8 protein-coding genes are annotated in these 12,193 nt (G+C 46.1%); 4 read left to right on the top strand and 4 right to left on the bottom strand.

The genetic code is table 11. The features are described 5' to 3' along the window. Window positions 1-71: 71 nt before the first annotated feature. Complete coding sequence (locus tag QUA77_RS06940) at window positions 72-431, bottom strand: group 1 truncated hemoglobin (protein ID WP_333038801.1); 360 nt, start codon at window positions 429-431, stop codon at window positions 72-74. Between the two features lie 176 nt (window positions 432-607). Continuing rightward, on the bottom strand, window positions 608-841 hold the full coding sequence (locus QUA77_RS06935; protein ID WP_333449670.1) for a hypothetical protein: 234 nt from the start codon (window positions 839-841) through the stop codon (window positions 608-610). A 225-nt stretch (window positions 842-1,066) separates the two neighbouring features. Between QUA77_RS06935 and QUA77_RS06930 the strand changes: the two genes are divergently transcribed. Next, window positions 1,067-1,678 (top strand): 2OG-Fe(II) oxygenase, encoded by a 612-nt coding sequence (locus QUA77_RS06930; protein ID WP_333449669.1) that lies wholly within the window; start codon window positions 1,067-1,069, stop codon window positions 1,676-1,678. Between the two features lie 328 nt (window positions 1,679-2,006). Here the strand turns inward: QUA77_RS06930 and QUA77_RS06925 are convergent, their stop codons facing one another. Beyond that, the gene (locus QUA77_RS06925; protein ID WP_333449668.1) at window positions 2,007-5,777 is read right to left on the bottom strand and encodes a WD40 domain-containing protein; all 3,771 of its coding nucleotides are present in this window, start codon (window positions 5,775-5,777) and stop codon (window positions 2,007-2,009) included. A 298-nt stretch (window positions 5,778-6,075) separates the two neighbouring features. Here QUA77_RS06925 and QUA77_RS06920 point away from each other — a divergent pair, with 298 nt between their 5' ends. Further along, window positions 6,076-6,963 carry a calcium-binding protein gene (locus QUA77_RS06920; RefSeq protein WP_333449667.1) on the top strand — a complete coding sequence of 296 codons (888 nt, stop codon included), beginning with the start codon at window positions 6,076-6,078 and terminating at the stop codon, window positions 6,961-6,963. 232 nt (window positions 6,964-7,195) lie between these two features. Further along, on the top strand, window positions 7,196-7,900 hold the full coding sequence (locus QUA77_RS06915; protein ID WP_333449666.1) for a calcium-binding protein: 705 nt from the start codon (window positions 7,196-7,198) through the stop codon (window positions 7,898-7,900). Here the strand turns inward: QUA77_RS06915 and QUA77_RS06910 are convergent. Beyond that, window positions 7,897-9,249 carry an AAA-like domain-containing protein gene (locus QUA77_RS06910; protein WP_333449665.1) on the bottom strand — a complete coding sequence of 451 codons (1,353 nt, stop codon included), beginning with the start codon at window positions 9,247-9,249 and terminating at the stop codon, window positions 7,897-7,899. The genes QUA77_RS06915 and QUA77_RS06910 overlap by 4 nt on opposite strands. 290 nt (window positions 9,250-9,539) lie before the next feature. Between QUA77_RS06910 and QUA77_RS06905 the strand changes: the two genes are divergently transcribed. Beyond that, a partial coding sequence (locus QUA77_RS06905) for a Calx-beta domain-containing protein (protein WP_333449664.1) occupies window positions 9,540-12,193 on the top strand: 2,654 nt, incomplete at its 3' end.

Below are 12,193 nucleotides of genomic sequence, written 5' to 3'. Positions count from 1 at the left end.
TACATAAAGACTCCTTGCTAGGCAAGGGTTTCAGTATAAATATTGTGTAATTAATTCTGCACACCTACTTATTACTTGTACAAAACCGCCTCTTTCAAAGTCGCGATCTTACCTAGCGCTTCATCGAGATCTTCTTGAGACGCGCCGTGGGCAATGATGGCATCGGTCAAATGCTTCACAATTGCATCAAAGTGTTCTGGCTGTAAATTCAAACCTGCGTGTGCTTTCTCCATTGAACGGCCTGAGTATTGCTTGGGGCCGCCAAGGGCATAAGAGATAAAAGCAGTTTGATGGCGGCGCTGCTTTTCCATATCTGTATGATCGAAGAAATGGCTCACTATCTCGTCAGCCAAAACATCGCGGTAAAAATCATCCACCATCTCTTTAATGGCTGATTCTCCACCCATTTTCTCGTACAATGTTGTTGCCATATCGTTTCAGCGAGTTGTTTTTTTTCACTTACTCTTTAATTTTAGCTGGCAGCTTGGCTTTTTTCACCCTGTGAAATATTAATTTAATCTGAAATAATTACTTAGTAACTGTTGCGGCTGGTGGTATTTTTGAGCTCGCCCTCTATTTGTAAACTTTATTAACGTTCTATTGCCAGTTAGATATAGTCGATCGCCCTCCCTGCATTTTGACTTAATGCACGGATTGCTTGTTTTAGCAAGATGCTTGCGACAAAGCCGCAACACACATCTGTTTTCCAGCTAGCAAACTCAAGAAATCGGTGAGAAAACAGCGGGCGGATGCGATCGCGGAAATTATGCCCGCCCCTGCAATTGTACAAGTTAAAATAAATGGGCGATCGGCTGCCCAGCGGCATCATGTATAATGGCATTGCAAATATAATCGAATCACCCCAACGATCGCCTGTATACTGATATTCTGCCGTTGCTAGTCGGTTGCGACACTTCCGGGCGATCGCCCGCAGTTAAAAAAAACCTTTGACTTAAGTACGCGGACAAAAAATAAGATTATTATGTCCTCCGCCAGGAACCAAGCAATCCCAAATCTGAGCGATTGCTGCATTTCTATCTGCTGTTTCCTTAAACTTTGATGATTTTTGAGTGCCTTGAAATACTATAGCCAACATCCTAACGCTTTCTCGCTCGACTACCTCAACGACTTGCGAGGAGCAATTCTAGCCTCCCCTTATCTAGCAATCAACAACCTCAATCGCGATTTCATTGGCACAAAAGGGTTTTCCGTGGTGTTTCAACGTGCGGAAATCGCCGAAGTAGAACGGCGGTTTCCTTTGTTCAAACCCTATCTAGACCAAGCATTACAGCCTGAATGCAATGCTTTTTATCTCAACCCTTTGTTGCTGGGTGAAGGTTCCCGCGTCGATCCGCATATCGATCGATCATTGCGATCGTACTGCAAAACTGTTGAACCTCCCGCAGCCGTCAGCGTTTTATACGTACAAGTACCGCCGAACTTGCAAGGGGGAGAGTTGATACTGCGGCGCAACAAACAGCAAGTCGGGCAGATTAAGCCGCAAGCCAACTCGCTAATTTATTTTCAAGGAGATTTGAGTCACTCTGTCAACGCTGTTAAAAGTACCGGAACTCGTTTGAGTTTGGTTTGCGAACAGTACAGTTTGAACGAAACAGAACTGCAAGATATTCCAGGATTCACCGTGGAGTCTAGGGCCGTAAAATCCAAAAGCAAGTAATGTTTATTTGAGCGAAAAAACCGCGTTTTTGGCAATAAAAATTCTGCCTTTTAAAGAAGCAATTAAGGTCAGATTACCTACAAAAGACGCTTAAATACCCAGCTAAACTTTGGCGCTTGTTTATACCAGTAAAAAAAGAATGCAACTCTAGGGCCGTGAACCAAACCCTTAGTTCATTAGTCGTTGCCAATTCTTTAATCTCAGGACTTACGCAACAGTCACAAGACTTTTAGGTATGTTGTTGCGCTTGGGCGCTCTTTGATATGAAAGAGCACCCAAGCGCAACAACATACCTTTGTTTAATGTGCCAGTTGTGTAAGTCCTGTTTTTAAGGATTGCAGATTTCTGCGATCGCTTTTCCTTCGGGATGATTAGCAATATAATTGCTCAGCCATTGGCAACTTAGTTTCATTAAACTATCTACATCAAGTTCCAAATTCCAGATTCTTAAAGTATAATCATCGCTGGCAGAAACAAGAGTTTTGCCGTCGGGACTGATGTTAACGTCATTAACTCGATCGCTATGTCCCTCAAAAGTTTGTAGGGGCAGCACCTCCGATCCCGTTTGGCCGTCTGCTACATTCCACAATTTAATTGTGTGATCGAAACTTGCAGATGCGATCGTTTTGCCGTCGGGACTGAAACTAATGCTTTTTACCCAAGTTCCGTGTCCTTTGATCGTTTTGAGTTCGGTGCGTGTTTCTGCATTCCACAATTTAATGGTGCTGTCATCGCAAGCGGATGCTAAGATTTTGCCGTCGGGACTGAAACGCAGGCTGGTAATTCGGCTGTTATGCGCTCTCAGAATCCTTCTTGGAGTAGATTCTAAATTGTTTAAATTCCAGAAATAGATCGCGCGATCGTTCCCTGCGGATGCTAAAGTTTTGCCATCGGGACTGAATGTGACACTTCTAACTCTTTCGAGATGTCCTGTGAAGGTTTTGATTTGAGTACCGCTTTCTAGATGCCACAATTTAACAGTTTTATCGACTCCGGCTGATGCTAAGATTTTACCGTCGGGACTGAAAACAACGCTATCAATTCCCCTCTGATGTCCTGAAAGAGTTTTGATTTGGGTGCCGGTTTCTAGGTTCCACAATTTAATAGTTTTATCGCTTCCTGCAGATGCTAAAATTTTGCCGTCAGGGGCGAAAATGACGCTGGTGACGGCACCTCGATGTCCTAGAAAAGTTTTGATTTCGCTGCCGTTTTGTGCATTCCACAATTTAACAGTGCGATCGTTGCTACCGGAGGCAACAGTTTTGCCGTCGGGCGAGAAACTCGCACTGAAAACCTGACGGCGGTGGCTTTCAAGCACTTTCGGTTCGATGCCGGTGAGGTTCCAGAGTCGTACCGTGCGATCGGTACCTGCCGTTGCCAAAGTGCGGCCGTCGGGACTGAAACTAAGGCTGGCAACCCTGCCGGTGTGTCCTTTGAGCGTTTGCGGCTCGATGTCTCCTAACTGCGATAAATTCCACAATTTGACGGTGCCGTCTTCGCTAGCGGTAGCCAGAGTTTGGCTGCGGCTGTCTCTGGGACTGAATTTGACGTTCCAGACTTGCCTGGTGTGGGCTTGCAGGGTTTTGAGGAGAGTCAGGTTTTGGAGATCCCACAGCTTGACTAAACCGTCTTCACCCGAAGATGCTAGGGTTTTGCCGTCGTCGGAGAAACTGACACTTCTGACAGCATTGGTATGGCCCCTCAGCGTTGCGATTTCCGTTCCGTCTACAGGATTCCAGAGTTTGACAGTGCGATCGCTACCCGAAGAAGCGATCGCCCTCCCGTCGGGCGAAAAAGTGACGCTTGTTGCCCACCCCCTATGCCCAGTAAAGGTTTGGAGCAAAGTGCCGTCTGCTGGATTCCAGAGTTTGACAGTGCCGTCGGAACCCGAAGATGCGATCGCCAATCCGTCGGGAGCAAAACTGACTCCTCTCACCCAGCCCCTATGCCCCGTAAGGGTTCTAATTTGTTTGCCGTTTTCAATGTTCCAGAGTTTGATAGTAGCATCGTCACTAGCAGATGCGATCGTCTTGCCGTCAGGTGAGAAACTGACAGTCCAAATGTTGTCGCGGTGTCCGGTGAGGGTTCTGAGTAAGATGCCGTCTGGGTTCCAGAGTTTGACAGTATCGTCTTCGCTAGCGGATGCGAGGATTTTGCCATCGGGCGAGAAAACGACGTTTCTGACGACAGCTTGGTGGCCCAGGAGTCGATCGCGCTCTCGGATGCTGTAAATTGCTTGTTGGAGGGCGATAGATACTTGCATCTTAGTTTCAGATTTTGCCGGACTGAATGCCTCTAATTTTTTAAGTTTATGTGCTGCAAGGAGTGCTTCGATCAGTGCTGGAAAAGGGTTTGAGGCTAAAGTTGTCTTTGACGACAAACTTTCGAGGACTATTTTGGTTTCTGCGAGTTCTCGATCGGCTTTAATTACTTGCAATTGTACGGCGATAGCTGCTGCTAAAGATATCCCTAAAATTGTCGAGCCGATCGCAATTATTTTTCTAGCTTGTTTTTTAGCTAACGTTAACTCTGTTTTAGCTTGATGCTGAGCCAGACTTAAAGTTTCATTAGCTTGTGCCAATATTTGACTTTCCTCAGCTTGCAGTGCAAAAGCCAATTCAACTTCTCGCTTTTCCAAATCCTGAGCCGCCGCTAAAAAGCGGTAATCCAGATGGCTTAAACTTTGGTATTTAGCCCATTCCAAAGCTTCTTGTAGCGCCTGACCCCGCAACAGCCGCGAATTATCCTCAAAATTGGCAGCATTCCAAGCATTAAAATTTTCCGAATAAGGCCGCAGCTTTCCTAACTGTTTTTCCACCCATTCAAGATTGAAAATTTCGGCATAAATTCGGTTATAAACTTTTAATTTTCCCTGCTGTTGCACCACTAAACCTGACAGTCGCAATTCCGTTTGTTCGGGACTGCCATCAGCAAGAACCCCCCCCAGCCCCCCCTTGCTAAGGGGGGGAGCAAGAGTGGCTATGTCTTCCTCTGCCAGGGGTGAAGTAGCAGCATTTACCCCCCCCTTGCTAAGGAGGGGTTGGGGGGGGTTCGCGGATTGCAAAACCTGCTGGTAAAGCCCCAATAACTGCCCCGCTTTTTGCTGATTTCTCAAAAGGCGATCGCGAATAGTTTTCAAATGTTCAGGCTCATCCTGAGACTCCCAATTCTCCACAATCCGCAACTTCACCAACCTCTCAACTCCGTCCTCCTGTGTGGAACAGGCATTCTGCCCATCTGTGGGGGTAGAACAGGCATCCTGCCTGTCTTTCTCAGGGCCCTCTGCGTCTCTGCCGTTAACTTTATTCAACTCCTTTTCCAGCATTAACTTGCACAGCTTTTGGGTCAAAAAAGGTTGTCCCCCCGTCCAATCCAAAATATCTGCGATCGCACTTTCAGGATTGGCAACTTGCCCCTGCCAACCATTAATTAAAGGCTGCACTTCATCAATCTGAAAACCGCGTAAATTTATCGCCTTACCAATATTAAAAGGAGTTTGAGTTTTATCAGCAATCAAATCCGAAGGCGTCGCCACCCCCAACAGCGCAAAAGTCAAACGCCGGTACAGAGGATTGTCAACTCTTTGATTGTAAAACCAGCGAATCAGAGCAAAAAACTCATCAGCCGAAAAATTCATGCTCAATACTCGATCGATCTCGTCAATAAAAATAACTATATTTTGGGAAATTTCAACTAAAATAACTTCTTCGATAAACAAACTAAACCGCTGGACGGGAGATAACAAGTCCCGGCGTTCGCGCCACCAATTCCGCCAATTAATTTTATTACCTAGCTGACAGCTACTGACCAAAGAATTGACAATGCCTGCATACCACTTTTCGGGAGTTACATCTTCCTTGCCAATCCCAGTTAAATCGATAAAAGCGCACACAGTACCTTCAGCTTGCAATTTTTGCATCGCCCGCACCCGCAAACTAGATTTGCCCATTTGCCGCGAATTCAAAACGTAACAAAACTCACCCGCTTTCAAACTTTCGTAAAAGTCCAAATCTGCTTGTCGCGTCACGTAACTCGACGCATCTGCGGGGAGACTCCCGCCAATCTGATATTCATAACTAACTGGAGATTCTTTCATCATTGCCTGCACCAAAATCTAGATTTGATTGTACGATCGCAAACCTGACTATGTAGAGATTTACCAAAAAACCTGATTTTTGCTGATTTTGATGATGCTTTGTCAGGCTGCACCTGATTTTTTCCGATAAATTCCGAGTGCGAAGCTCTTTATCAGTTCCTATAATACCTGATTTTATCACCATTGCAGTTCAAGAGTTTTACGAAGACACTGATAACAGAAAGCGAAAGGTGCAGCAAACAAATACAAACACTTAGCGCTTTGACAAACTCAGAATACACTCATAAATAGGATTAATACCATGACAGAACTTAGAACTATCGCCGACGCTAACATTTCTACCCTGAGATTCGGTTTAATTGAAGACTTGACCGACGTTCCCCGGACTGAAGACCCTGATTCAGATAATCCCAATCCTAAGCCTAATAAATTCGGTTTGATTGAAGACTTTACCGATGTTCCCCGGACAGAAGACGATGGCGATCCGAATCCCAATAAATCCCCTTTTATTGAAGACTTCACCGATGTTCCCCGGACAGAAGACGATGGTAATCCAATAGTAGAAATACGTGAAGTAATCGCCGCAGATAGCAACTCTACTAACAGCTTATTTGGCAGCATCGATAAAATCAGTGGCTTACCCAATGACAACATAACGGGAACACCAGGAAATGACTACCTAGTAGGAAAGCATTACACGGATGATGACATCTTTGGCGGTGGCGGTGCAGATACACTCAAAGGCCTTGACAGTGACGACTTCCTATTTGGCGGTACTGGCAATGATAAAGTCTATGGCGGTGGCGATTCCGATTGGCTAGAAGGCAATAGCGGCAACGATTTTCTTGTTGGTCACGCCAATGGTGACGGATACGATTATTATGAAGTCGATACCTTAATTGGCGGTTCCGGAGCCGATACATTCTCGCTAGTTATCGACGGCCCAGAGTTTGAAGTTCCTTACTTAGATGGCTTAGGCGAGCACGCGTATGCAATTATTCAGGACTTTAAGAAAGCAGATGGAGATGCAATTTTGATGGTCGGTCAAAAGCAAGACTACGAATTTGTATCGGGATACTACAATTACGGCAATGACTCTCTGAAAGACACAAAAATATTTTATCAAGGTGACATGATTGCCGTAGTTTCGGACACAATGACTGCGGATTTAACCCTCTCTTTTGTGTAATTCTATCTGTAGGGCGCTGCACACACTCCGCTTCGCTCCGCCCATTCTTGGCGTGTCAGCTTAAGAGAAAATACCTCGCTTGCCTGCGGTTGGAAACCGCTCGTCTGGGTGCAAGTCGAATGTGGCGACTCCCGTCATCGAACTTGCACCCTTGCCTACACAAACAAAATTCATCTACGTGGGTTTCGCTCAATCTCTACGCCCTAATTTTGAATAACAAGGAGCAACTGAAATGGCAATTATTAATGGAACCCCTTTCAATGACGACGATACCTTCAATAACGGTCAATTCCGACCCAAGTTAGTTGGTAAAGATCCTGAATGGATGCAAGGCCCCAATGGCCCTGTATTAACGCTGGGATCTGACACAATCTATGGTGATGCAGGAAGCGATATATTGTTGGGTCTTGGTGGAAATGACTATCTAGATGGTGGGTCTAACAACGACGTTCTCGATGGTGGCGCTGGTAATGACACTTTATATGGCAGCGTTGGCTACGACTATCTAGTTGGCGGCCCTGGTAACGATCGGCTGATTGGTGGTAATTTAGACGATGCTCTGCTTGGCGGTATCGGCAATGACAGTCTCTTGGGCGGAAGCGGTAACGATCAACTTACTGGTTTCGGGTTTGGGGAAAATGAATTCGACATCCTCACAGGTGGCATTGGAAACGACAGGTTCGCGTTGGGTGACGCAAATAGCGTTTACTACCTCGGAAATGGGTACGCCACAATTACGGACTTTAGCTTAACTCAAAGCGATAAAATCCAAATTAAAGGCATTCTAACAGACGGTTATTCGCTTGGGCTTGGCAACTGGGAAGGTAGCAATGCCCAAGACACGGGAGTCTTCTACAAGGGTGATTTGATTGGTGTTGTGCAAGACCAAAATATTACCAATGTCAACCCCAATCAGGTGTTTATCTCCGCTTTTTAACCTAAAACGCGGCAGAAATATTCGCGGTACAAATTGCAACGCGGCATGACATAATTGTTTTGCCGCCGCACAATTCCCATGCTGTGCAATTTGTAAATTTGCATGGAATCTAATTCAACTGGTTCGGCAGAATTGACAACTTTTTTCAAAGCTAAAGCTAATTCTGGATTGTGTTGCAGTATTTCCAAATGCTTTCGCAAATGACTGCTGTAAATTCCCGATTCTGATGCCGCATTTTCTAATAGCTGAGTTAATGAGATTTTGCCACAACTAATCTCATACATTGCCAATCTTACTAAATAAGGATGTCCGCCGATCGCACTTATTAACTCTTGCAACTGCCCCTCATCCCAATCCAAGCCGTGCAGCCGAGCTAAATCGTGAATTTGCTGGCTGTCAAACTCCAGCAACTCAACGGGAACCCCCGCATTAAACGGAGATTGATTCATGTCCAAAGGAATATAAACTTCCGTAGAATGCGCCATTACCAACCGCAGTTTTTTCCAAATATCCGAAATCTTGGCTTTTTCGTGCCAGCTTCGCAGCATCCCCAGAAAATCTTCAACTACTTCGGTGTAGGGAAATAGGCGATCGACTTCATCCAACCCCAAAACCAGAGGCGTTTCTGTTTCTGCCAGCAAATACTCTTCAAAGTAAACAGTACAGTTATCGTTGCTGCCCAAAATATCCGTATCCCAATACTCGTTTAACTTGTTTTCTAACTTTAACTGTCGGCTTACCATCAAGCACAGCCAGCGCAGAAATTTATCCAGATTTGTTAATATTCCTCGGTCGGCGGCGCTCAAATCGAGATAAACTGCGTGATAGTTTTCCCGAACAGCGCCAGCTAAAATCCGGTTCATCAGTGAAGTTTTGCCCATCATTTCTGGTGCTTTAATCCGAATCAGAGAACCGGGTTTTACAACTGTCTCGCCGCACAAAGATTCAATGTTGCAACGCTCCACATAAAAAGGAGAATCTAATGAGACCGAGCCTTCGGGAAACTGCAAATTTGCCGCAGTCAGTGGTTGTAAGAGCAGGTTGGTACTAATATATTGAGTGGGCTCTTGCGATGCAAATCTCCTCAGAGCTTCTTTAAAATTTTTCTTCGTAATTTTTTCTGCTAAAGCTTCTGAAAGCTTGTGCCACAATTTATTGCCGACATCTTTGTTGAGGTATTCAGCACTGTAGCCGTAAGTTTTGGCGATTTCATCGTAACTTTTGCCTTCCCAGGAACCTTGAAGGACTTTCATTTCGATGTCGCTGAGATGTTTGCCGGTGTTTTGAGCAAAAATGCGATCGGCAGATTCTTTGGTTTTGCTCCAAGAGAATTCTAATTCTGAGTTCATGGGATTGACGGGTAAGTACCCATATACGTAAGTATGCAGATGCTTGCAAGAGAGCAGTTGTTCCTGCACTGGAAAGTTACCCTGACTTTTCCCTATTTTAACTGATTTAACCTGAGTTTTTACTGTCAGTCCTTGTAGAAACGCCTGATTTTACTCTCCTGGTCGCTTTTGCTCTTAGGAAATAAACTGGTTTAGAAGCAAGTTGATTAGCGATCGCCCGATCGCAATTATCGATCGCCTAACCAACGATAGCCGAACCTCGCCAACACCAGGGTATAAGGAGAAAAATTATGGCTGCTACCATTACCGTTAATAGCACAGATGACTCAAATATCAGGAATGCCGTCCTCACCCTCAGAGAGGCAATTCTGGTTGCGAATGGCACTCTGAATGTTCCTGCTTTGACAGTGGCAGAACAAGCACAGATTAACGGTACTGTCGGTACTGCGGCCGATCGCGATACGATCGCCTTTAATATCGGGGCGATCGGTTCTCAGCAATTAATTCAGCCTTTATCCGCACTGCCACCGATATCCGATCCAGTTATTATCGATGGTTGGAGTCAAGGCGGCGCGGGCTATAACGGTTTGCCACTGGTGGAACTCAGCGGCAACCTCCCCGGAGTTGGGATGGTCGGACTTGATATCACTGCTGGGAACAGTACCGTACAAGGTTTAGCAATCAACAGATTTGACTTGGCAGGCATCCGCTTGCAAACCAATGGCGGCAATGCGATCGCCAGCAACCATATCGGCACCGATCTTTCGGGTACGGTCGATCGGGGCAACCGCAGGGGGATCTGGATTGATGGCGTTCCAGATAATCGGATCGAGAACAACTTAATCTCTGGCAACGACAATTTAAATGTCGGGCTTGGCATCGAGATTTCCGGCATCGCTGCACGCAACAACCAAGTAATCGGCAACCGTATTGGCACTGATGTTACTGGTACTGTTGCGATCGCCAACAACGCTGGCATCAGCATCCGCAATGCGCCTGAAAACTTGATTCAGGACAACCTGATTTCTGGCAATGGGGGCCTTGGTGGCGGAATTGGGATTAACGGCCCAACTGCCAATCAAAATCGAGTTGTCGGCAACCTCATCGGTACTGATATCACGGGTAATGTAGCGCTAGGAAACACTATCTATGGCATCTCTATTGGCAGCGCTTCTAACAATATTATCGGCGGAACGACGCCTCAAGAACGCAATATCATTTCTGGCAGTCAGACTGCGGGTATTTTTTTTGCAATAGCGCCCACACTTTTAGGCGAACCTTCAGGCGGTGTAGCTGCGACAAACCGAGTTGTCGGCAACTATATCGGCACAAATATCAGCGGTACTGCCGCTTTGGGAAATCCGGTCGGCGTCTTTATCGCTGCTGGCGAAAGTAACATCATCGGTGGCACGACACCGCAAGAAGGAAATGTCATTTCCGGCAATCAAATGGGCGTCTATCTTAATAGCAACGAGGTCACTAACAACCGCGTTATCGGCAATTATATTGGCACGCAAGCTGACGGCAGCACTCCTTTACCCAATACTTTGTACAGCAACGTCATAGCTTTAGATACAGGTGTGAATAACCGCATCGGCGGTACCGCTGCAGGGGAAGGCAACACGATCGCATTTAATGCTAGTAACGGCATTCAAGTGACTGGTGGCAACGGTTTGGCAATTTTAGGCAATTCTATCTTTTCTAATAATGGTTTAGGCATCGATCTCGATAACGATGCCGATGGCCTAACTAGCGACGGCGTTACCCCAAACGATTTGGGAGACGGAGATACAGGCGGAAACGGCTTGCAAAATTTCCCGGTGTTAACCTCGGCAACTGCTAGTAACGGCAACATTACTATTAGCGGCACTCTCAACAGCATTCCCAATACGAATTTCCGCGTCGAATTTTTTGACAATACTGTTCTAGATCCCAGCGGTAACGGCGAAGGACAAACTTATCTCAACTTTGTTAATCTCATAACTGATGCTGCTGGCAATGCTAATTTTATATCGCCGCCTTTAACTGCAACAGGGGCGATCGTCACTACTGCTACTAACTTAACAACTAACGATACTTCGGAATTTTCTCAACCTTCCCCCGGCTTACTGGAATTTAGCAACCCCGCTTACACGGTGAATGAAAACGGTACAGTTGTAGGTACAGCAATTACCGTCAATCGCATCGGTGGTAATAAAGGTGCAGTTGGGGCAACGCTGACGCTGACGGATGGTACTGCTGTTGCTGCTGACTACACCAATACGCCGATCGCAATTAACTTTGCCGCCGGCGATACGACACCAAAAATTGTTACTATTCCGATCGCCGATGACGCGATCGACGAAGCTGACGAAACGGTTAATTTATCTCTAACTAATCCAACGGGAAATGCTACAGTTGGCGATCGATACAACAATGCAGTTTTGACAATTGCAGATAACGATAACCCTCCAACTGTCAGCATCGCCCCCGCCACGATTAACCAAGCTGAAGGCAATACAGGCACAACTACCTACAACTACACCGTTAGCCTCTCCAATGCTTCTGGTTTGCCCATTACTGTTAACTACAAGACAGATGACGCTACTGCTACTACGGGCGATCTCGACTACGAAGATAATGACGGTAATCTCATCTTTAATCCATCAGAAGCGCTAACAAAAACGATCGCTGTAATTGTTAACGGCGACAACAAATTCGAGGCGAATGAAACTTTCAGCGTTACCCTCAACAATGCCACCAACGCCACCATCGATCCCGCCGCCAACCAAAGTACGGGCATTATTGTCAATGATGATAGTGATGACTCTAATCCCACTCCAACTCCGACACCAACACCGACACCAACTCCGACAGAAACGCCGACACCGACACCAACGCCAACTCCGACAGAAACTCCGACACCAACGCCAACTCCGACAGAAACTCCGACACCAACGCCAAC

The organism is Microcoleus sp. K5-D4, assembly GCF_036704575.1.
Lineage (GTDB): Bacteria > Cyanobacteriota > Cyanobacteriia > Cyanobacteriales > Microcoleaceae > Microcoleus.
Note: the sequence above shows the minus strand (reverse complement) of the source record. Positions and strands in the feature narration are given on the sequence as shown.